Raw genomic sequence first — 20,311 nt, forward strand, 5'->3', positions numbered from 1 at the left:
GTGGCCGCCGGGTCTCGAAGCACTCACTTCTTGAGCAATTCCTTCATCTGTGCGGAGAACTCCGCGACGTTGGACTTGTTGATCACCTTGGTCGGGACGATCAGCTTGCTATCCGCCGGAATCCAGGACTTGTCGCCGTTCAACGTCTTGATGATGTTGGTGGCGGAGAGATACCCGAATTCGTACGGCTGCTGCACGACCGTCGATTCGATGGTGCCGTCGGAGATTCCTCGCAGCGTGCGCTGGTCCTCGTCGAAGCCGACGATCTTGACCTTCCCGGCTTTTCCGGCCGCTTTGACCGCGTCGTAGATCAGCGGCGTTTCGTAACTCCACAGCCCGGACAGCAGCGCAATATCGGGATATTTGACGAGCACGTTCTCCATGTTCGCTTTGGCTTTGGCGGAGTCCACCTGGTCGGTGAACACGTCGACCAACTCGACCTTCGTGCCGGCGATCGCATCCTTGATGCCCTGCACTCGCTCGCGGGCGTTGTCGGCATCCATGGTTCCGACGAACAACGCGATCTTGCCGCCGTTCGGGAGCGCCTTTTTGATCTCCTCGCCTGCCTGGCGTCCGGCCGCAACGTTGTCGGTGCCGATATAGGCAAGACGCTTGCTTTGCGGCGCGTCGCTGTCCGTGGTGATCAATATGGTCTGAGACGCGACCTTATTGAGTTCTTCGGTTGCGTGCGGCGCGTCGTCGACCGAGATGGAGATGCCGGCGACGCCGCGCACCAGCAGGTCGTCCAGTTCGCGCCGCTGGCCCGCAGCGGTCGCATCGTTGGTGACGATCAACTGGATATCGTATTCCGGATGCTCCTTCTGAGCCTTCTCGAGCCCGCGGCCCGCAATCGTCCAGAAATCGGCCGCGGCATTGGTCACCAGCGCGATGGTCTTTTTCTGCTGGGCCTGGGTCACACTGGTGGTCATCGCGAGCACAGCTGCGCCCGCGCAGAACGGCAAGATCCATTTCTTCAGTGAACTGTTCATATGCACCTCCCTATCGTCATGCCGATATCCGGGGTTGACGTCCGGCGCTTGTTGCGCCTTTATTTTATTTTGAGCGTGAATAAATTAAGAAGGAGAAATCGGCTCGTCAAGCGTGATTTTGATGACAACTTCCCGCATCGATCGTCATCGCGGTAAAATGAGCGCTGCCTTCCGCCCCACCATGGCATCGCACTGCATGCATCGAAAGTCGAACAGGCGAGATAATTTCAATAGATGAATTAAAGGATGGCCTATGGACGATGAGCCAAAGCCGACGCGGGCCTCAAGTCCGCCCCGCGTATCGAATCGCGGCCGCCTCATCGAAGCCTTGCGGCGTCAGGGGCCGATGCCGCGCGTGGAGCTTGCACGAAACACGGGGCTGAGCTTCCCGGCAATTTCGGCCATGACATCGCGAATGTTGGCGGAGGATCTGCTGTCCGAAACGGATGCGGCGATGTCCGCGCCGGATGATGCCAACGAAGACGACCCGGACGGCCTGAATGGTCGTCGTCGCGGCCGACCGGCAATACAGCTGACGCTGAATCCGGAGTTTGGCCGGATCATCGCGGTCTCGCTGCGCATGAATTTGATTGAGACCCTGCTTGCGGATTTCAGTGGCTCCGGCCTGGCACAATGGCGGCTCGCGCTCGAGACCCGCGCACTCGGCGCAGATGCTCTCTGCGACATCGTGATCGCGCAAATCGAGGCCATGCTGACCGCGACGGACACCCCGCGGGAGCGATTGCTGGGAATCGGAATTGCGCTGCAGGGCATCGTCAATGCCGACACGGGCATCCAGCTGTGGAGTCCCGCATTGTCGGTCACCGATGTCGATCTGGCGACGCCGATCCGCAAGGTGTTCAGGGCCGATGTCGTGACGGCAAACGACGCCGTCCCGGTTGCGCTGGCTCTCGCAGCCGTCGAACCGATACTGGCGGAGGGCGTGGCGGCAACGATCATGGTCGGCCACGGCGTCGGGATGGGCGTGGTCGTCGACGGTGAAGCACGTTGGGGCGTCGGCGCCAGCAGCGAGATCGGCCATGTCAAATTGGCGCCGAACGGGCCGCAATGCCGGTGCGGTCAACGTGGCTGCATCGAGGCCCATCTCGCCGACTACGCGCTCTACCGTGACGCTCGCACCTTCATCGACCTGCCGCCCGCGATCTCGCAACAGCCATCGGAGGCACAGATGGCCCTGCTGCGAGACAGGGCACGGAACGGCGATCCCCATCTCGCGCAATTGTTCCGGCAGGCCGGCAACGCGCTCGCCGAGGCCGTCGCCGCAACGATATCGGTGCTTCGACCGCATCACGTCGTCCTAGCCGGTCCCGGCTTGCAGGCCTTCGACATGATGCGCAACGCCTACGAAGAGCGGCTCAAGGAGGCGGTGTTGCCGTGGCTGCTCAAATCGACCGCGATATATGTCCGTCCAAGCAAGTCGGCGGCGATCGTCGACGGCATGGTGCTGCAGACGCTGCGGGTCGTCGACCGCAACTACACGGAGACGACCGAGCGAACACCGGGCGCTGCGGCCCTGGTTTAAAGTTCGCCGATCCGCGAGATGAAGGTCACTCTGCGTCCGGCGCGATGACACCCTTGGAGAACAGGAAGCAGCCGTAGAAGCGCCGCTCACCGGTGGCGATCACGCAATACGCCGCCTTGGCCTTCTCGTAGAAGGCATGGCGCTCGACCCCGACCAGCGGCCAGGAGCGCCCCTCGGCGCGGTCGATCGCGGACTGCACCTCGCGTTGCACCGGCGGCACCTCCTGAGGCTGGCCGACGATTTCCATGCGAATCGCGGCATCCTCGACGAACGTATCGAGCGGCATCACCGAAAGAATGGCCTCGATGGCCTTCGCAGGGCTGACATTGTCGATACGAAGCAATTCGCCGAACACGGTCTGGCGCGCGATCGAGTCAGCGGGAAAATTGGTATCGCACACCACCAGGCGATCGCCATGCCCCATCGCGCGCAAGGCGTAGAGCACGTCGGCATTGAGCAGCGGATTGATGCCTTTGAGCATATTGCCTCCCTCCCTTGTCTTTCAGGAAACACCGAACTCCGACGTTCGGCCCAGCCTAGCCGCCCGCAACGCTCGCGCGTCGCGGCAGCTTCCAGTCCGGCCGGATGAAATGACAGGTGTATCCGTCGGGATAGCGCTCGAGATAATCCTGATGCTCGGGTTCGGCCTCCCAGAACTCGCCAGCTGGCGCGACTTCCGTCACCACCTTGCCGGGCCACAGACCCGACGCTTCGACGTCGGCAATGGTCTCTTCGGCGGTGCGCTTCTGCTCGTCCGACGTGTAGAAGATCGCGGAGCGGTAGCTCGTGCCGAGATCATTGCCCTGACGGTTGATCGTGGTGGGATCGTGAATCTGGAAGAAGAATTCCAGCATGGTCCGGAAGCTGGTCTTCGCCGGATCGAACATGATCTCGATCGCTTCGGCATGGCCGTCATGATTGCGATAGGTGGCGTTCTTCACCCGGCCGCCGGTATAGCCGACGCGGGTGGAGACAACGCCCGTTTGTTTGCGGATGAGATCCTGCATGCCCCAGAAGCAGCCTCCGGCCAAAACTGCGCGTTCTGTCGTCATGTGATGGGTTCCTTTTGCTCCGCCGTCTCGCCCAGGACTTTGCCTTCATCGGACCGATGCTGGCAAGTCCCGGGGAATAAGTCCTGGCAACGGTTCGCAGCGTTCAGATCAGCTTGGCATCGAGCGTGATTGTGGCGTTCAGCACTTTCGACACCGGACAGTTCTTCTCGGCTTCGCCGGCAATGCGAGCGAAACCGGCGTCGTCGAGGTTCGGCACCTTGGCGCGCAAGGTCAGCGCCGACTTGCTGATCTTGAATCCCTTTCCCTCGGGATCGAGAGTGACCGCGGCCTCGGTGGATAGCTCGGTCGGCGTGAAGCCCGCGAGTTGAAGACCGAAGGCCAGCGCCATCGTAAAGCAACCGGCATGCGCTGCTGCGATCAATTCCTCGGGATTGGTGCCCTTCTCGTTCTCAAAGCGCGTCTTGAACGAATATGGCGTCTCGGCGAGCACGCCGGATTCACTCGACAGATGGCCGGTGCCGTCGCGGCCAGTGCCCTGCCAAACTGCTTTTGCCTTGCGGATCATGTCGTTCTCCTTGCTTGTTCGGTCGCCCAATGGCGTCCGCGCCACGGAGAATAGCGCCGGCGTGGCGGCCCGGAGCAAGTCACAAGTTGTGCTCCTGAAGTGTCTTTTTAGAGGATGTCCGTAACTCCTGACACGCCAAGCTGCCGCCCCGCACGCCGATCTCAGGAAGGGATTATGGCTGACATGCAACGATACAATTCGTCAACTGATGGCACGGGCGGAACTCTGGCGTTCGCTCCTGGTTGATGATCTAAGCACCCGCTTCTGCCGCAATCGCGCGCGTTTTCCCCCGGAGTTTCATCGATGACGTCAGCCGACCGGCCGGCGACGCGGCTCGCTACGCGCCTCTCATTCCTGGTTGCCGGCTTCGGCCTCGCCTGCTGGGCGCCGCTGGTGCCGTTCGCGAAGGAGCGGCTCGCCGTCGATGACGCCCTCCTCGGCCTGCTGCTGCTCAGCCTCGGCATCGGCTCGGTCGTCGCGATGCTCGCCACCGGCCTCCTGAGCGCCCGTCACGGTACCAAGCCGATCATCATCGCGGGCGGGATCGGCCTCGCTTTGGTCTTGCCCCTGCTGGTGGTCGCCGGGACACCCGTGACATTGGCCCTTGCCCTGCTCGCATTCGGAGCGGCGCTCGGTTCCATCGACGTCGCCATGAACATCCATGCCGTCGAGGTCGAGCGCGCGGCAGGGGTACCGTTGATGTCGGGCTTTCACGCCCTCTTCAGCATCGGCGGGTTTGCCGGCTCCGCGGTGATGACGGCGCTGCTGTCGTTCCATTTTGGCCCGCTCGCATGCGCTTTAATCTGCTCCGTCCTGATGCTGATCGCGATGGCGTTCGCCTGGCCGCGCCTGCTGCGGCGCTCGTCACAAGCGCAGGACGGACCTTTGTTCGTGCTGCCGCATGGCATCGTGCTGCTGCTGGCGCTGCTGGCGGCCATCACCTTCCTGATCGAAGGCGCGATGCTCGACTGGGGCGCACTGCTCGTCATCGGCGAGGGCCTCGTCAGCGAGGCGCAAGGCGGGATCGGCTACATCGTGTTCTCGATCGCGATGACAGCCGGCCGGCTTGGTGGCGACATCGTCGTCGCGCGTGTCGGCGACCGGGCAACGCTGGTCGGTGGAAGCCTGCTCGCGGTCGCGGGCCTAGCGGTGCTGCTGCTGGCAGCGAGCGCGGCCGTCGCCATCGCCGGCTTCCTGCTCATCGGTCTCGGCGCCTCGAACCTCGTGCCCGTGCTGTTCCGGCGCGCCGCCAGGCAGACCGCAATGCCTACGGGGCTTGCGGTCGCCTCGATCACGACCGCCGGCTATGCTGGTGTTCTGGTTGGCCCCGCCGGCATCGGCTTTGTCGCCCACGCCGTCAGCCTGCCAATGGCATTCTGGATGCTGGCCGCGATGATGTGCGTCGTCACCCTGTCCGCACATGCCGTGACCGCAAAATAACAAGGCGCGCCACGGCATGCCGTGACGCGCCTTGCAAACGTGGTGCAGGCTTTACGCGCTCGCCTGGGTCACGAACTTGGTGTTGAGATAACCCTCGATCGCCTCGAGGCCGCCTTCCGATCCGTAGCCGGAATCCTTGATGCCGCCGAACGGCACCTCGGGCAGCGCGAGGCCATGATGGTTGATCGAGACCATGCCGCTCTCGATGTCGGCGCCGATCGCCTGCATCGTCTTGGTCGACGTGGTGTAGGCATAGGCCGCCAGGCCATAAGGCAGACGGTTCGCCTCGGCCACGACTTCGTCATAGCTGCGGAAGGATGTAATCGGGGCAAGAGGTCCGAACGGCTCTTCGTTCATGATACGGGCATCGCGCGGCACGTCGGTGATGACGGTCGGCTCGAAAAAGAAGCCTTCATTGCCGATGCGCTTGCCGCCGGCCTGGATCTTGGCGCCGCGCTGAACCGCGTCGGAGACCAAACCTTCCATGGCATCGACCCGGCGCGGATTGGCCAGCGGCCCCATTCGCGTGTCCTTGTCGAGGCCGTTGCCGACCTTGAGGCCCTCGGCCGCGGCAACGAACTTGTCGACGAAGGGCTGGTAAACACTTTCGTGCACGAGGAAGCGCGTCGGCGAAACGCAGACCTGGCCGGCGTTGCGGAACTTGTTGGTCGACAGGATTTTCGCCGCGTTGTCGAGATCGGCGTCTGCGAACACGATCGCCGGCGCATGGCCGCCGAGCTCCATGGTGACACGCTTCATGTGCAGGCCCGCGAGCGCGGCCAGATGCTTGCCGACTGCGGTCGAGCCCGTGAAGCTGATCTTGCGGATGATCGGATGCGGAATGAGATATTCCGAGACTTCCGAGGGCACGCCGAACACCAGCTGGACGACGCCGGGGGGAATGCCGGCATCCGCATAGGCGCGCACCAGCTCCATGCAGCTTGCGGGCGTCTCTTCCGGGCCCTTGACGATGATCGAGCAACCGGCGGCGAGAGCAGCCGAGATTTTGCGGACCGCCTGGTTGATCGGGAAATTCCAGGGCGTGAACGCGGCGACCGGACCGACCGGCTCCTTGGTCACGAGCTGGGAGACGTTGCCGATCCGCGGCGGCACGATGCGGCCATAGGCGCGGCGCGCTTCCTCGGAGAACCAGTCGATGAGGTCGCCGGCCAGCATGGTCTCGCCCTGCGCTTCCACGACCGGCTTGCCCTGCTCCATGGTCATGACGGGCGCGATCTCGGCGGCGCGCGAACGGATGATGTCCGCAGCCTTGCGCATCAGCTTGTAGCGGTCGAAAGGCGAGGTCTTGCGCCAGACCTCGAAGCCGGACCTGGCGGCTTCCAGGGCGCGATCGAGGTCCGCCCGCGAGGCGTGCGGGGTCTTGCCGATCGGCTGTCCGGTTGCGGGATTGAGGATGTCCTCCGACTTGCCGGAGGTGCCGTCGGTCCACTCGCCGGCGATGAACATCTGAACTTTCGGATACATGGCTCTCCTGCATGATTGCGGCGGCCCGACTGACGGCTGCCGCTTGGGCGGGCGCAGAGCTACACTGAAAGGCGGCCGGCGGAAAGGGATCAATGCCGCTGCAGCCGCGCGCGGAAGATATGCGCAAGGGGCGGCTCAGATCGACAGGCGCAGGCGCCGCCAGCCGATCACGACGCCGGTGACGGAGAACAACAGCCCGAGCGCGCAAAGCCCGACGATCAGGACATCGCGGACGTGCGGATGCGCCATCAGAATGGGAAAGTCGAGCGTATGCAGCGCGCTGTAGGCCCAGCGATAGGCGCGCCGCGAGGCATCGAGCCGTTGCAGGATGCGGCCGTCCGCGCCGTCGATGTCGAACCAGAGACCGCCGCAGCGGGAGCGGTAGACCGGCGCGCCGGCAAGGATGGACCGAGCGGGATAGTCGTCGTTGTCGGCAAGAACGGAGGGCGCCCCGCAGCCTGCCGTCAGGCGCTCCGTCAGCTTGAGAACGTCCTGCCCGTCCAGGAACGCCGTCTGCCGATAGCGGGCCGGCTCACCCGCTCTGGTCAAGCTCTGCCTGCCAAGTCCGATCCGGTCGCGCCGATAGACGCTGCCATTGAAAGCAAACCATTCGACTTCTCGGGCTGAAGTCGATAGCGGCTGCCGGTCAAGCGTTGGAGCCGCGCGCCAGTCCGGCGCGGCGTTCGTCAGGCCGAGCTCGGCTGCGGTCAATTGGCCACGCGAGAACAGCCGGCCGTGATCCATCGAGAGCCAGCCGCTGAAGATCCAGGTCAACACGAAAACGGTCGATAGGAGACCGATGACGTGATGCAGGCCGTGCCAACCGCGATAAGGCGACGAGATCAGGCCTCCGTGAATTCTGTCCCTGTGAATTCGGAGCCTGAGAATTCCAAGGATCGCCCCCAACATAGCCGCGATCAGCGCCATCAGCGACATCGACGAGACCATCTGGTCCCATAGCGCCCAGTTGCTGCGGAGGACCGTCGGATAGATCCAGTGCAGCACGCTGCCGACAAGATTCCATCCACGCTCGCTGCGTGTCGTATCCAGCACGACCTCGCCCGTGCGCGAGGAGACATACACTTCGGTTCCCGCCGCGTCCCCGAGCGTGATGCGGAACAGGGGCCGGTGCCGGTCAAAGCCGTTCGGCACGCTCCATTGATCGTAATCGGCGCGTGCGACGACCGTGGCATGAACGGCATCAAGCCCTCGGCTGCGGGCGTGATCCCGGGCGATAGCGAGCGCGAGGTCCTGAGATTCCACCGATGCATCGGCCCCGTCGGATGCGCGGACTGCGCGCAGATGCGACGGCGCGGATACGACATAGACCGGCCCGTCGCTGCGCTGGATCAGGCGAACGCGCGTGGCCTCAGCGATCCCGCTCGCGGCCACTGCGTCGGCAACCGGCATGATCGGCTCTGTGCGCCCCACCGGCGCCAGGCCGGCAAACCGTTCCGCTTCCGTCAGCGACGGAAACGGAACGAAGTGCATCACGATGCCGCTCGCAAACCACATCGCGAACAGCAGGCAGAACGCGATCCCGAGCCAGCGGTGCGAGAGGACGATCGCGCCCATCATGCGGTCAGCGCCCTACCATTTGAAAGCCGCGGCGATTTCGTAGGTTCGCGGCGCGCCCAGCAGGACCTGGTCGGGATAGAATGGGTCGCCCCAGATCGCATAGCGCCTGTCGGTGAAGTTGCGGACCCGGAAGGTCAGGCGAGCCTGGTCGACGGCATTGAAGACCGTCTTGGGGACGTCGACGAAGGCGTAGACATCGCCGACCGTGTAGGCATTCATCGTCACCGTGTTGGCATCGCTGTTGTAGTGGTCGCCGACGTGGCGGCCGACGATGCCGAGCTCCACGGGCAACGACGTCGCGAAGCGCCAGGATGCGCCGGCATTGGCGACGATGCGCGGCACATTCGGCGGCGTGTTGCCGGAGAACGAGCCGCCGGCAAAATCATAGTCGGCATAGCGCGCATCGACATAAGCGACGCTGCCCCAGAGACGCAAAGGCTCGATCGGGCGGATCGAGCCGGCGAGTTCGACGCCCTTGGACTCCTGCCGCCCCGCAATGTTGAGCGTCATGCCGCCGGCCGCCGCATAGACATTCTTGCGCAAGATGTCGTAGGTCGAAAACGACCACTCCGCCTTGTTGTCCCACAACACGTGCTTGACGCCGGTCTCGTAGGTGCGCGCGGTGGTCAGATCCAGATTCTGGGTCGGCGCGAGCAAGAAGATGTTGTTGGCCGAGATGTCGGCACCGGTGGCGTACTGGCTGAAAAAGGTCAGGCGGGGAACGGCTTCCCAGGTGTAGCCGATGCGACCGGTGACGGGCGCCCAGTCCTTTGTGAACGGGAAGCTCGCCTTCTCCAGGCCGTTGACGTCGGTTGAGTTGCGGTCGAGCCCGATATGCTCGACGCGCAGGCCGCCGATCAGCGAGAAGGTCCGCGTCAGCTTCAGCCGGTCCTCGAACGACAGCGCCTCGTTGTCGATGCGCGCCGTCTGCTGCTGCGTCGTGAGCGAGCCGTAGAAACCGCGCTCGGGATCGACCAGCGAGACGAAATCGTTCGGGAAGTTTGCCGCGCCCGGCCGGGCGAAGTCGAGGTAGCTCGACGACAGCGTCGTGACCATCAGGTTATCGAAGCCCGCGATGTTGGCGTCCCAGACCAGATCAGTGACGTTGCCGACGAGGCGCTGGCTGTGCGCGACATAGAAGCGCTCGCGATACACCTCGTTCCTGGTCGAATCGAACGCCTCGATCTCGTTGTTGAACCAGCTGCGCTCAGCGCCGTAAGCATAGGCTTGGCTCTTCAAAGTGAGGTCAGGCGCCAGCTTCAGCTCAAAACCGCCGCGCAGCCACACTTCCTGCGCCAGGTTTTTATTGTCGAGGACATTGTAGTTCGTCTTGAAGGTACGGTCGTCGATCGCGACGGCTCCAAGGTCGGTTCTGTTGAAATAGCTGCCGGAGACGATGCCGCTCGTCGCGTGCGAACCGCTGAAGGCCTCCGACACCAGCGGCGCGCCCCAATAGGCTTTTGAACGGTCCTCGCGATACTCGATCGCGCCCCAGACCTTGAGGCTGTCGGAGATGCGGTAATTGAGCTGGCCGGAGACGTCGAGTGTCTTGGTATTGGTGTCGTCGGCAAAGCCGTTGAGCGAGGACCGGCTGACGTCGAAACGGTAGTCTAGCCCCTGGACGCTCGTGCTGCCGCCGGAGCCATAATGCGCGCGCAAGGAATTCAGACAGTCATACGAAAAGTCAGCCTCGTTTTTGACGGGCCCGGTGTGCGGCTGCCTCGTGACGAAATTGATCGCACCGCCCGCGGCACCCTCGCCCGAGATCAGCGAGGCCGGACCTTTGAGGATTTCCACGGCTTCGAGATTGGCCGTGTCCATGATCCGCGAAGTCATGTTCTGCGGGCCGATCTTGATGCCGTTGTAGAGTGTGTTGATCTGGCTGTTGGTGAAGCCACGCATCGAGAACGCGGACGGCTCGGCCGGATTGTCTCCCGCAGTGACCCCGACCGCGCCCTGAGCCACGTCGGAGACGGTTCGGTAGCCCTGCTCGCGGATGGTCTCGGCGGAAATCACCTCGACAGTCGCAGGCGTCTCGCGCACGGTCAGGCCGAGGCGCGAGCCGCTCTCGGCAACGGCGTTGCTGTTGAGTGGCGTTGGCCCTGCGGAGTTCGGCGCGACCGGCTTGGACGCGGCCGATGCGATCGAGGGTCGCCGCACAGCCCTACGGCGCGCGCTCTCTGCACTCTGGCCGTTGGGTTTGGCCTGCTTGCGCGATTGCGGGGGCGACACCTCCACGGGCGGCAGCGGCTCGCGGGCCTGCTGCGCCAGGGCAGCTGTCATGTCGATGGCAGCGAAAGATGTGAGAGCGGCGGACGCCAGCAAAAAGCGGCGCGCTCGCACAATACGGATGGAAGACACGGTCCTGAACCTCGGCGTGACGTCAGTGGCACGTCACCGCGAACCAAGGTCCCACCATCAGGCCGTCAGCCTTCCGATGAAGCCGAATGTCTGTACTCCCCGACCGACATCTTCGCGTGTGACCACGGCTGACGGCAGGTCTCCTGGCTCGCGGGTCGTGACCGCTTCGTCGCCTTCCCGGGACCGAGGACCCAGTGGCTTCTGACGAAGGATTCACCGCTTACAGTTGCGGGGGCAGCTACAGCATTGGGGACAACGTCCCCGCACCGCATTCCCTTTTCATCCCCTTTCGGGGAAACCGTCCCAGCCATCTAGGATTACGGCGAAGACAGAGTCAATGTGCCAGGCGCGGCGCTACGCCACAGCGGCCAATTTCCTTGGGAGATCTGCATGGAAGGCGAGACCTTCCTTTGGTTGATACGCCATGCCCCTGTAGACGGCGTCGCAGGGACCGTCCACGCGAATGATGCGCCGGCCGATCTCGGCGATCGCGCGCAGCTCGAGGCCCTGCGCCAGCGTCTGCCGCGGGATGCGGCGAGCTACGCCAGCCCGGCGCGTCGCACGGTTGAGACGGCACGGGCCCTGGGGCTTGAGCCTGAGCTGATGCCCGAATTCGGCGAGCAGGATTTTGGCGACTGGACCGGCCGCCGGCATGACGCGCTCGCAGCCAGCGGGGCCGAAACCTATGCGCAGTTTTGGAGCGATCCGGCGCGCCGACGGCCACCTGGCGGAGAGAGCTTTGAGGATCAGGTCGCCCGCGTCCGGCGCGGACTTACGCCGATAGGTGCCGGCCCCGCAACGCTCGTCGTGCATTCCGGCACCATCCGCGCTGCGCTCTGCATCGCGCTCGGCTTGACGCCGCAAGCAGCTTTGCGCTTCGTGATCGATCCGCTGTCGCTGACCCGGATCGACCGGCTCGCGGCCGGCTGGCGCGTTGTGTCGGTCAATCAGCAGGTCAGCTAGCTCTGTCCGGCACATTGGCCTGCGCGAACGTCGCCATGTCATTGTGCAGCGCGCAGGCCGAACGCACCAGCGGCAGGGCGGTCGCGGCGCCCGACCCCTCGCCGAGCCGGAGATCGAGGCTGATCAGCGGCTGCACGTTCAGCGCGCGCAGCACCAGCCGATGCCCCTGTTCCGCCGACTGGTGTGACGGCAGCAGGAACGGCTGGCACGACGGGTTCAGCCGCACCGCCGCGAGCGCCGCAACCGAGACGATGAATCCATCGATCAGCACGGGAATTCGCGCTTGCGCGGCCGCGATGATGGCACCTGCGATCGCCGCGATCTCGAGACCGCCCACGGCGCACAGGATTTTTTCGGGCGCGGCGCCGGCCACGCCATGACGCGCGATCGCTGCATCGATCACGCGCGCTTTATGCACGCGCCCCGCCGCATCGACGCCGGTGCCATGGCCTGCGATCTCATCCGCGCTGATGCCGAGCAGGCTCGCGGCGATCGCCGCAGACGTCGTGGTGTTGCCGATGCCCATCTCGCCAAAGATCAGGAGATCGGGTTGATCGGCCTTCGCTCGCGTGACTGCGCGCCGACCGGCCTCGAAGGCGAATGCCAGCTCGGCGAGCGTGAGCGCAGGCTGAACGCTGAAATCGCGCGTGCCGTGGCGCGGCTTGTCCGTGATGATATCGATCAACGGCTCTTGCGCCAGTGTTCCAGCGTCAACAACTTCAAGCTTCGAGCCGAGCTCGCGCGCCAGCACCGAGATCGCAGCGCCGCCTGAGGCAAAATTCGCCATCATCGCAATGGTGACGGCCTGCGGATAGGCCGAGACGCCCTGGGCGACAATGCCGTGATCACCGGCGAAGATGATGATCGGCACGCGTGCCGCGCGGGGGCATTCGGTTGCCTGCAAGCCCGCAAGCTCGATCGCGAGCTGCTCGAGCCGGCCGAGCGCACCCGTCGGCTTTGTCAGTTGCGCCTGCCGCGCGATCGCCGCGTCACGATGAACAGCTGATGTCTCAGGGCACTCTTGAGTGATCCATTCGGGGAGCATGCTGCCTCGCTTATGGCCTGCGTTTGAGAATATAAATGTCCATGATCCAGCCGTGCCGCTCGCGCGCATCCCGCCGCGCCGTCACGATGCGCGGACCAATATCGGCCAGCGCGCCAGACATGATGATCTGATCGGCCATGCCGAGATAGGCGCCCCACCAGATGTGAATTCTGTCAGGATCGAGCGACTGGAACGCGGTGCCGCCGTCGAGCATCACAACGACCGTATCGACGCCTTCAGGCCAGCCGCCTTCGCACAGGCGCCGTCCCGTCGTGACCAGGAATGGCTCACCGATGTCATTGAGCGGCAGCGCATGCGCCGCGCACAGCGCCTGGATCGAGGTGATGCCGGGCACCACCTCGATTTTTGGCAAGGGATCGAGCCGCCGCGCGATGCGCAGCGAGGAATCGTAGAGCGAGGGATCGCCCCAGATCAGCAGCGCGACCTTGCCGTCACCGCCCAGATGATCGGCGATCGTCTGCGACCAGGTGGCGGCGACCGCATCGTGCCAATCGTCCACGCCCTTGCGATAGTCGGCTTCTCGCGCGTCGCGCACGGGAAGATCGAATTCGGCAATGCGCGTGATGGCGTTGGTGAGCACGTCGGCGCAAATCGTTCGTCTGAGATCGGCGAGATCAGACTTCGCGGTGCCCTTGCGCGGGATCAGCACGAGGTCGGCAGCGTTGATGGCTTGAACAGCCGCGCGTGTGAGCTGCGCGGGATCACCGCAACCGATGCCGATCAGCGAGAGCGTCATCATGACGATCCGCCCTCCGCCAGCGCGCCGAACATGATGACGGCCGCCGTGGACGCCGCGCCGCCGCGCGCGAGTTGCGCGGCCAGCTCGGCGATTGTGGTGCGCACTATCAGCTGGTCGGCGCGGCCAAGCGATTCCGCGAACAGTGCCGGAGTGTCAGGTGAGAGGCCGTGCTCGATCAATTTCGCGACCAGCGCCGGAAAGGTGCGTCGGCCCATATAGACCACCGTCGTCGCATCCCGATCGGCCAGCGCCGCCCAGTTTAGATTTGGCGGCAGCTCGCCCGTGACATCGGCCCCGGTCACGAACTGCACCCGGCGCGAGGTGTGGCGGCGCGTTAAGGGAATGCCGGCTTGCGCGGCGGCCACGCAGGCCGAAGTGACGCCGGGGATGATCTCGTAGCCGATGCCCGCCTCGCGCAGCGTCTCCAATTCCTCCTCGAGCCGGCCAAAGATGCCGGCGTCGCCCGACTTCAACCGCACGACGCGGACCCCGGTGGCGGCATAATCGACCAGCAGCCGATTGACGTGGTGCTGCTTGGTCGAGGGACGCCCTGCCCGTTTGCCGACCGCGACGAGATTGGCGCCGGGCCGCGCCAGATCGAGAATCGCGCCGGAGGCGAGATCGTCATAGAGCACGACGTCGGCCTCGCGCAGCCGCGCGGCGCCCTTGAGCGTGAGAAGCTCGGGATCGCCGGGGCCGGCGGAGACGAAGGAGACAAAGCCGCTCACCGGTCCTCCGCGATCAGATGGAAGAACGTGCCGGTGGCGTGGCCGCGCCGCGAGCCGGTCTCGGCGATGACGGCACCGGCTGCGTCGTGCACCACCGCCAGCGGCGCATCGGGCTGGGCGAGGATCGTCGAATAGTGGAATTCATGCCCGCGCAGCCGCGCGCCGGCCTGATGGCCCGGCATCGGCCCGGAGAGCGTGGCGAGACGATAGCCCAGATGCATGCGGCGCTTGGCAAAGCTCGTCTCCAGTCCGAGCAGACCCGTCATCTCATGCCTGACACCGTCGGCGTCGGTCAAAGCGGCGCCCAGCACCATATAGCCACCGCATTCGCCGTGCACCGGCCGTGTCTCGGCGAAACTGCGCAAGCCGCCGCGGAAGCGCGCATTGGCGGCAATCTTGCCGGCATGAAGCTCGGGATAGCCGCCGGGCAGCCAGCAGACATCGGCGTCCGCATCCGGCGCTTCATCGGCGAGCGGCGAGAATGTCGAGATCTCCGCGCCGGCCGCGCGCCAGGCTTCCAGCATGTGCGGGTAGACGAAGGAGAATGCGGCATCGCGGGCAAGTGCGATACGCTGGCCGGGCGGCGTCACGTTCAGGCCATCGGTGGCTGATCGCACCGACCAGTCGGCAGCCGAGCGCAGCACCGCATCGAGATCGACATGCTCGGCGACGAAGCGCGCGGCCTCGTCGATCAACTTTCCGATCTCCGCCTGCTCTTCGGCCTGCACCAGGCCGAGATGCCGTTTCGGCAGGCTGATCTCGGCATGGCGCGGCAGCGCGCCGAACACGGCGATGCCGACCTCGTTGAGTGCACGCCGCACGAGGTCTTCATGGCGCGGGCTCGCCACGCGATTGAGCACGACGCCGGCAAGGCGCACGCCGGCGCGGTAATCGCGCAGGCCCGCCGCGATCGCCGCCGCAGTCTGCGCCTGTCCGGAGGGATCGATCACCAAAACCACTGGCCAGCCCAGCATCTCCGCGATGTCAGCGGTGGCGCCGGTGCCGGAGACACCGCGCGCGGCAACGCCGTCGAACAGGCCCATCGAGCCCTCGGCGAGCACGACGTCGGCATCGCTGCCGCGGCTGACGAGATGCGCGATGGTCGCGCGGTCCATCGCCCAGCTGTCGACATTGACCGAGGCGCGGCTCGTGGCCGCGGCATGGAAGGCCGGATCGATGTAGTCGGGGCCGCTCTTGAAGCACTGCACCTTCAATCCACGACTGCGCCAGGCGCGCGCGAGCGCCAGGGTCAGCGTGGTCTTGCCGACGCCGGAGGCCGGCGCGGAGATGACGAGGCCGGCCGGCATCACGGCGCCTCCGGATAGCGCGGCTCGGCGCCAACAGGCCGATAGCGGCGATCATAGTCGGCAGCATAGAGCCTGCTCTCGTCAAACTCCGCAGCGCCAAGCGTCTTGCCGACCAGGATCAAGGCGGTGCGCTCCATCTCGCTGCCGACGGCGCCCTCGAGCGTTGCCAGCGTGGCGCGAATGATGCGCTGGTCCGGCCAGCTCGCGCGCCAGACGATGGCGACCGGACAGCCGGCACCGTAGTGCGGCGTGAGCTCGGCGACGACCTTGTCGAGCAGATGGATCGACAAATGAATCGCGAGCACCGCGCCCGTCGCGGCGAATGCGGCAAGCTTCTCGCCATCCGGCATCGCACTTGCGCGGCCCGGCGTGCGCGTCAGCACGACCGACTGGGCGAGACCCGGCAAGGTCAGCTCGGCTTCGAGGGCGGCGGCGGCTGCGGAGAAGGACGGCACCCCGGGCGTGACCGTGAAGGGAATCCCGAGCGCGCGCAGCCGGCGAAGCTGCTCGCCCATCGCCGACCAGATCGAGAGATCGCCCGAATGCAGCCGAGCGACGTCCTTGCCCTCCGCATGCGCGGCGCCGATCTCGGCGATGATCTCCTCGAGCGACAGCGGCGCCGTGTTGACGATACGCGCACCTGGCGGGCAATGCGCCAACACGCCTTCGGGCACCAGCGAGCCGGCATAGAGACAGACCGGACAGGCCGCGATCAAGTCCCGGCCACGCAGCGTCAGTAAGTCCGGAGCGCCCGGCCCGGCGCCGATGAAATGCACCGTCATGGGCCGTCTCCTTCGGCGATCGCAGCCGTCGCGGTGCGATCCTGCGAGATCGCGCGTGTCCCTATCAATCGCGCGCCCGGCCCGGCAGCAGCTAGCGCCGCCGCTTCGGCAACCGATCCTGTACCGAATTTTTCGGCGACCAGCTCCGATTGCGTCGGCGTGTCGATGCGAGCCAATATGTCGGCCGGAACCGCCTTGATCGGAACGCCACATTCCAGCGCGAGCAGTCTCAACGCCTCCGCATCGGCCTTCTCGCTGACAGTTGCCACGGCGGTGAGACCTTCGTGACCGCCGGCCGCCATCAGCGCCTCGCGCAGCGAGCCCAGCGTCACACCCTGCCTGAATCCGAGCCCGGCGACTTTCATCGGACCGTACTCCATTGCAGCAAGGGCCGTGCCGCCTCCCACGAGCGGTAGCGGCCGAGCGGAGCGGCATGCGCGATCTCGATCCGCATCAACTCGCCACCATGCTGCTGGTGCAATCCGCCGAGCAGCGCCTCGGTCTCCAGCGTCACGGCATGCGCGACCAGCCGCGCGCCCGGTGAAAGAGGCGACCAGATCGCATCGAACATTGCGCGATCGAGGCCACCACCGACGAAGATGGCATCGGGCGCCTCCAACGCGGTAAGCGCTTCGGGCGCCGTTCCCGTGATGATGGTGATCCTGTGCGCCAGCCCGAACGCCGCCGCATTGCTGCGGATGTTCGCAACACGATCCTCGCGCGCCTCGATCGCAGTCGCCGCCCCCCCGCACAGCGCCCACTCCACCGAGATCGATCCGGAGCCGGCGCCGATGTCCCACAGCCGCTCGCCGGGACGCGGCGCCAGCGCGGAGAGCGCGAGCGCGCGTACCGGCCGTTTGGTGATCTGGCCGTCATGGACGAAGAGATCGTCTGGAAGTCCTGAGCTGCGGGGAATGCCCTGCCCCCCTACAGCCAGAACCGCCACCGCAACGGGATTCCCGGCAATATCCTTGGTAAAGAGATCGGCACGGTGCTGGTCGATGTATTCGCGCGGGCCGCCAAGCGCCTCGAGGGTCCAGACGAGCGAGGCACCCCATCCGCGTTGCGTCAGCCATCGCGCAAGATCACCGACCGTCTTTCCCTCGCGCAGGAGGCAAATGATCCGCGCATCTTGCGCCAAATGCGGCACAAGGCGCTCGAACGGCGCGGCGTGAAGCCCGAGACAGACCGTTGCTTCAAGCCGCCAGCCCAGCCGCGCGGCCGCGAGCGAGAAGGTCGATGGCGCCGGATACGCGATCCACTCGTCGCTGCCGAGCTTCTCGGCGAGGCCCGCGCCGGCGCCGTGCCAGAAGGGATCGCCGGAGGCGAGCACCGCCGTTGCCCGGCCTCGGCAGCTCAACACGATGTCGGCATCGAACGGCACCGGCCATGCGCGGCCGCGGCTTCCCGCATCTGCAAGTGCAAGATGGCGCTCGCCCCCGAACACGGTTTCCGCGCTGGCAAGCGCCTTTCGGCTTGCCTCCGACAGCCCGGCAAGGCCATCTTCACCGATACCGATGATGCTCAGCCAGGGATCACCCAGGGAATCAGCCAAGGAATCAGCCATGACGCGCGCCCTCATTCTGGGCGGAATTGCCGATGCGAACGTGCTCGCCGCGGAGATCGTGCGCGCAGGCATTGACGCGGTGTATTCCTATGGCGGCCGCACGCGGGTCCCGGCGGATCAGCCGCTGCCGACCCGCATCGGCGGGTTTGGCGGCGTGAGCGGCCTTGCCGGCTACATCAAGCGCGAACGCATAACCCATGTGATCGACGCCACGCATCCCTTCGCGGCCGAGATGAGCCGGCACGCCATCGAAGCCTGCGCTGAGACCGGCACGCCCCTGATCGCGCTGGAGCGCGCGCCCTGGAGCAAAACGCCCGGCGACATCTGGATTGAGGTCAGCGACGTCAATGCCGCGGCCGCTGCACTGCCCGAAGCGCCGGCAAACGTCTTTCTCGCCATCGGCCGCCAGCACATCGCGCCGTTCGCGGCGAAGCCGCAGCATGCCTACACGCTGCGGTTCGTCGACCCGCCCGAAGCGCCCTTGCCCTTCGCGGCCGATGTCATCGTATCGCGCGGGCCATTCACGTTCGAGGGCGAGCTGGAGATGCTGCGCACACGCGGCATCGCATGGATCGTCGCCCGCAACTCCGGCGGCGACGGCGCCCACGCCAAGATCGACGCCGCGCGCAGGCTTGGCCTGCCCGTGATCATGATCTCGCGGCCGCAATTGCCTGAGCGGCTGCGGGTCGAGAGCGTCGCCGAGGTGATGGAGTGGCTCGATCATCGGACCTGCCTCGGCGCATAGACCCAGCGGCCGACACGGCGCGTCTGCGAATTGCCGACGATGACGAGCGTGCGCATGTCGGCCATCTCCGGCGTCGCATCGTCTAGCGTAAGCGTCACGATCTTTTCGTCGGGAGCGCTGATCGCTCGCGCGAAGATCACGAGGCGCTCACCGCAGCCGGCGTCCTTCAACACCGCGAGCGCGCGGCCAAATCCGTCCGGCCGGCTCGCCGAGCGGGGATTGTACATCGCGATCGAAAAATCAGCTTCCGCGGCGAGCCGCAGCCGCTTCTCGATCACCGCCCATGGTTTGAGATTGTCGGAGAGATTGATCGCGCAGAAATCGTGGCCGAGTGGCGCGCCGGCGCGCGCCGCCGCCGCCAGCATCGCGGTGATCCCCGGGAGCACGCGAATCGGCAGGTCCTGATATTGCGGCGCCAGTTCGAGCGCTTCGAACACGGCGGAGGCCATCGCGAAGACGCCGGGGTCGCCGGAGGAGACGACAACCACCTCGCCGCCATCGGCCGCGAGCCGCAGAGCCTCGGCGGCCCGTTGAAGTTCCGCGCGATTATCGGACGGATGCAGGGTGAGCCCGGGCCGCGGCGCCACGCGCGAAACGTAAGGCGCATAGCCCAGGATGTCAGTCGCGGTAGCAAGCGCGGTGGAGACCTCCGGCGTCACCAGCGCGTCACTGCCAGGGCCGAGGCCCGCGATGGTCAGCGTGCCACTCATTCGGCGGCGTCCGGATGCCGGCCCTTACCGTGCACGAGCACGATCGCGAAGTAAGGACACTCAGCGGCATCGATCTCGGAAAGCCGCACCACGCGCTCGCCGGGCATGGTGCCACGCTCGACCAGCCAGGCATCGTCCAGCCGGCAAGCGGATGCAAGCGCGCTGCGCACTTTCGCGAGATTGCGGCCAGTCTTCATGATCACGAGCGCATCGGAATCGCGCATGCGCCGTACGAGCTCCTCTTCGGCCAGCGTGCCCATCAGCACCGTCGTCACGTCGTCGCCGAGCGCGATCGGCTGTCCCACGCCGTTCCAGCAGCCGACCATGCCGGGAATGCCGGCGACCACCTCGATCTCGACTCGGCCCTGCAGGCGCGTGTGCAGATGCATGAAGGAGCCGTAGAAATAAGGATCGCCCTCGCACAGCACGATGACGTCGACGGCGCGCGAGAGCCGCGCCAGGCGTTCGGCCCATTCGTCGTAGAAGCCTGATAGCAGCGGGAGATAGTCCGGGCTATCGAACGCGATTTCCGTGGTCACCGGATATTCCATTGCGTATTCGGTGACGTCGGCGGCCAGCATCCCCTCGACGATGCGCCGCGCCTGGCCCGGCCTGCCCTTCTTGCGGAAATAGGCGACGTGCTTCGCGCCGCGCACGGTACGATCGGCGCGCACGCTCATCAGATCAGGATCACCGGGTCCGAGACCGCAGCAGATGATGCGTCCCATCT

Annotated in this window: 20 protein-coding genes and 1 riboswitch; of the genes, 4 read left to right on the forward strand and 16 right to left on the reverse strand. The window is 65.6% G+C overall.

The window, feature by feature from the left end; genetic code table 11:
* Positions 1-23: 23 nt before the first annotated feature.
* Positions 24-989, reverse strand: a complete 966-nt coding sequence (locus tag BM222_RS02115; RefSeq protein ID WP_092226611.1) for a sugar-binding protein — start codon at positions 987-989, stop codon at positions 24-26.
* A gap of 253 nt (positions 990-1,242) precedes the next feature.
* Between BM222_RS02115 and BM222_RS02120 the strand changes: the two genes are divergently transcribed.
* Positions 1,243-2,532 carry an ROK family protein gene (locus BM222_RS02120; RefSeq protein WP_092226612.1) on the forward strand — a complete coding sequence of 430 codons (1,290 nt, stop codon included), beginning with the start codon at positions 1,243-1,245 and terminating at the stop codon, positions 2,530-2,532.
* Positions 2,533-2,557: 25 nt separating this feature from the next.
* Here the strand turns inward: BM222_RS02120 and BM222_RS02125 are convergent, their stop codons facing one another.
* The 3 genes from BM222_RS02125 to BM222_RS02135 all read right to left on the reverse strand — a co-directional run bounded on the left by BM222_RS02125 (position 2,558) and on the right by BM222_RS02135 (position 4,110).
* Positions 2,558-3,013, reverse strand: a complete 456-nt coding sequence (locus tag BM222_RS02125; protein ID WP_092226613.1) for an RbsD/FucU family protein — start codon at positions 3,011-3,013, stop codon at positions 2,558-2,560.
* A 55-nt stretch (positions 3,014-3,068) separates the two neighbouring features.
* A complete protein-coding gene (gene msrA / locus BM222_RS02130) occupies positions 3,069-3,584 on the reverse strand; it encodes a peptide-methionine (S)-S-oxide reductase MsrA (protein WP_092226614.1) in 516 nt (171 codons plus the stop codon).
* Between the two features lie 103 nt (positions 3,585-3,687).
* On the reverse strand, positions 3,688-4,110 hold the full coding sequence (locus tag BM222_RS02135; protein ID WP_092226615.1) for an OsmC family protein: 423 nt from the start codon (positions 4,108-4,110) through the stop codon (positions 3,688-3,690).
* A gap of 303 nt (positions 4,111-4,413) precedes the next feature.
* On the opposite strand from BM222_RS02135, the gene BM222_RS02140 reads away from it, so the two are divergent.
* Positions 4,414-5,550: an MFS transporter gene (locus tag BM222_RS02140; RefSeq protein ID WP_092226616.1), complete on the forward strand. Its 1,137-nt coding sequence runs from the start codon at positions 4,414-4,416 to the stop codon at positions 5,548-5,550.
* Between the two features lie 51 nt (positions 5,551-5,601).
* Here the strand turns inward: BM222_RS02140 and BM222_RS02145 are convergent, their stop codons facing one another.
* From BM222_RS02145 to BM222_RS40820, 3 genes are all read right to left on the reverse strand, one after another.
* Positions 5,602-7,035, reverse strand: a complete 1,434-nt coding sequence (locus tag BM222_RS02145) for an NAD-dependent succinate-semialdehyde dehydrogenase (protein ID WP_092226617.1) — start codon at positions 7,033-7,035, stop codon at positions 5,602-5,604.
* A gap of 135 nt (positions 7,036-7,170) precedes the next feature.
* Entirely contained in the window at positions 7,171-8,613 is a 1,443-nt protein-coding gene (locus tag BM222_RS02150) for a PepSY domain-containing protein (RefSeq protein WP_092226618.1), read from the reverse strand.
* 12 nt (positions 8,614-8,625) lie between these two features.
* Entirely contained in the window at positions 8,626-10,974 is a 2,349-nt protein-coding gene (locus BM222_RS40820; protein WP_177242947.1) for a TonB-dependent receptor, read from the reverse strand.
* A 116-nt stretch (positions 10,975-11,090) separates the two neighbouring features.
* A riboswitch (cobalamin riboswitch) is annotated at positions 11,091-11,294 on the reverse strand.
* Positions 11,295-11,364: 70 nt separating this feature from the next.
* Here BM222_RS40820 and BM222_RS02165 point away from each other — a divergent pair.
* Positions 11,365-11,937 carry a histidine phosphatase family protein gene (locus BM222_RS02165; protein ID WP_092226620.1) on the forward strand — a complete coding sequence of 191 codons (573 nt, stop codon included), beginning with the start codon at positions 11,365-11,367 and terminating at the stop codon, positions 11,935-11,937.
* Here the strand turns inward: BM222_RS02165 and cobT are convergent.
* From cobT to cbiE, 7 genes are read right to left on the reverse strand one after another with little or no spacing between them, the layout of a single operon-like run.
* Complete coding sequence (gene cobT, locus BM222_RS02170) at positions 11,930-12,982, reverse strand: nicotinate-nucleotide--dimethylbenzimidazole phosphoribosyltransferase (RefSeq protein ID WP_092226621.1); 1,053 nt, start codon at positions 12,980-12,982, stop codon at positions 11,930-11,932. The genes BM222_RS02165 and cobT overlap by 8 nt on opposite strands.
* A 10-nt stretch (positions 12,983-12,992) precedes the next feature.
* Positions 12,993-13,742 carry a precorrin-6A synthase (deacetylating) gene (gene cobF, locus BM222_RS02175; protein WP_092226622.1) on the reverse strand — a complete coding sequence of 250 codons (750 nt, stop codon included), beginning with the start codon at positions 13,740-13,742 and terminating at the stop codon, positions 12,993-12,995.
* Complete coding sequence (gene cobA, locus BM222_RS02180; RefSeq protein ID WP_092226623.1) at positions 13,739-14,470, reverse strand: uroporphyrinogen-III C-methyltransferase; 732 nt, start codon at positions 14,468-14,470, stop codon at positions 13,739-13,741. The genes cobF and cobA overlap by 4 nt, the downstream gene beginning before the upstream one ends.
* A complete protein-coding gene (locus BM222_RS02185) occupies positions 14,467-15,777 on the reverse strand; it encodes a cobyrinic acid a,c-diamide synthase CobB (RefSeq protein ID WP_092226624.1) in 1,311 nt (436 codons plus the stop codon). The genes cobA and BM222_RS02185 overlap by 4 nt, the downstream gene beginning before the upstream one ends.
* Positions 15,777-16,559: a precorrin-4 C(11)-methyltransferase gene (gene cobM / locus BM222_RS02190; protein ID WP_092226625.1), complete on the reverse strand. Its 783-nt coding sequence runs from the start codon at positions 16,557-16,559 to the stop codon at positions 15,777-15,779. Before cobM ends, BM222_RS02185 begins: the two co-directional genes overlap by 1 nt.
* Entirely contained in the window at positions 16,556-16,924 is a 369-nt protein-coding gene (locus BM222_RS02195; protein WP_177242948.1) for a cobalamin biosynthesis protein, read from the reverse strand. Before BM222_RS02195 ends, cobM begins: the two co-directional genes overlap by 4 nt.
* Complete coding sequence (gene cbiE / locus BM222_RS02200; protein ID WP_092226821.1) at positions 16,921-18,102, reverse strand: precorrin-6y C5,15-methyltransferase (decarboxylating) subunit CbiE; 1,182 nt, start codon at positions 18,100-18,102, stop codon at positions 16,921-16,923. Before cbiE ends, BM222_RS02195 begins: the two co-directional genes overlap by 4 nt.
* Before the next feature lie 22 nt (positions 18,103-18,124).
* On the opposite strand from cbiE, the gene BM222_RS02205 reads away from it, so the two are divergent.
* Entirely contained in the window at positions 18,125-18,871 is a 747-nt protein-coding gene (locus tag BM222_RS02205; RefSeq protein WP_092226627.1) for a cobalt-precorrin-6A reductase, read from the forward strand.
* On the opposite strand, the gene cobJ is transcribed toward BM222_RS02205, so the two are convergent.
* On the reverse strand, positions 18,847-19,581 hold the full coding sequence (cobJ, locus tag BM222_RS02210; protein WP_092226628.1) for a precorrin-3B C(17)-methyltransferase: 735 nt from the start codon (positions 19,579-19,581) through the stop codon (positions 18,847-18,849). The two genes, BM222_RS02205 and cobJ, sit on opposite strands and share 25 nt — an antisense overlap.
* Positions 19,578-20,309 carry a precorrin-2 C(20)-methyltransferase gene (locus BM222_RS02215; protein ID WP_092226629.1) on the reverse strand — a complete coding sequence of 244 codons (732 nt, stop codon included), beginning with the start codon at positions 20,307-20,309 and terminating at the stop codon, positions 19,578-19,580. The genes cobJ and BM222_RS02215 overlap by 4 nt, the downstream gene beginning before the upstream one ends.
* Positions 20,310-20,311 lie beyond the last annotated feature (2 nt).

The sequence above is a fragment of the Bradyrhizobium sp. Gha genome (assembly GCF_900113735.1).
In the GTDB taxonomy this organism is placed as follows: domain Bacteria; phylum Pseudomonadota; class Alphaproteobacteria; order Rhizobiales; family Xanthobacteraceae; genus Bradyrhizobium.

Excerpts from the sequence above, each read along its gene's own strand:
- BM222_RS02115 (WP_092226611.1), bottom strand. The coding sequence starts at position 989 with ATGAACAGTTCACTGAAGAAATGGATCTTGCCGTTCTGCGCGGGCGCA.
- BM222_RS02120 (WP_092226612.1), top strand. The coding sequence starts at position 1,243 with ATGGACGATGAGCCAAAGCCGACGCGGGCCTCAAGTCCGCCCCGCGTA.
- BM222_RS02125 (WP_092226613.1), bottom strand. The coding sequence starts at position 3,013 with ATGCTCAAAGGCATCAATCCGCTGCTCAATGCCGACGTGCTCTACGCC.
- msrA (WP_092226614.1), bottom strand. The coding sequence starts at position 3,584 with ATGACGACAGAACGCGCAGTTTTGGCCGGAGGCTGCTTCTGGGGCATG.
- BM222_RS02135 (WP_092226615.1), bottom strand. The coding sequence starts at position 4,110 with ATGATCCGCAAGGCAAAAGCAGTTTGGCAGGGCACTGGCCGCGACGGC.
- BM222_RS02140 (WP_092226616.1), top strand. The coding sequence starts at position 4,414 with ATGACGTCAGCCGACCGGCCGGCGACGCGGCTCGCTACGCGCCTCTCA.
- BM222_RS02145 (WP_092226617.1), bottom strand. The coding sequence starts at position 7,035 with ATGTATCCGAAAGTTCAGATGTTCATCGCCGGCGAGTGGACCGACGGC.
- BM222_RS02150 (WP_092226618.1), bottom strand. The coding sequence starts at position 8,613 with ATGATGGGCGCGATCGTCCTCTCGCACCGCTGGCTCGGGATCGCGTTC.
- BM222_RS02165 (WP_092226620.1), top strand. The coding sequence starts at position 11,365 with ATGGAAGGCGAGACCTTCCTTTGGTTGATACGCCATGCCCCTGTAGAC.
- cobT (WP_092226621.1), bottom strand. The coding sequence starts at position 12,982 with ATGCTCCCCGAATGGATCACTCAAGAGTGCCCTGAGACATCAGCTGTT.
- cobF (WP_092226622.1), bottom strand. The coding sequence starts at position 13,742 with ATGATGACGCTCTCGCTGATCGGCATCGGTTGCGGTGATCCCGCGCAG.
- BM222_RS02185 (WP_092226624.1), bottom strand. The coding sequence starts at position 15,777 with ATGCCGGCCGGCCTCGTCATCTCCGCGCCGGCCTCCGGCGTCGGCAAG.
- cobM (WP_092226625.1), bottom strand. The coding sequence starts at position 16,559 with ATGACGGTGCATTTCATCGGCGCCGGGCCGGGCGCTCCGGACTTACTG.
- BM222_RS02195 (WP_177242948.1), bottom strand. The coding sequence starts at position 16,924 with ATGAAAGTCGCCGGGCTCGGATTCAGGCAGGGTGTGACGCTGGGCTCG.
- BM222_RS02205 (WP_092226627.1), top strand. The coding sequence starts at position 18,125 with ATGACGCGCGCCCTCATTCTGGGCGGAATTGCCGATGCGAACGTGCTC.
- cobJ (WP_092226628.1), bottom strand. The coding sequence starts at position 19,581 with ATGAGTGGCACGCTGACCATCGCGGGCCTCGGCCCTGGCAGTGACGCG.
- BM222_RS02215 (WP_092226629.1), bottom strand. The coding sequence starts at position 20,309 with ATGGGACGCATCATCTGCTGCGGTCTCGGACCCGGTGATCCTGATCTG.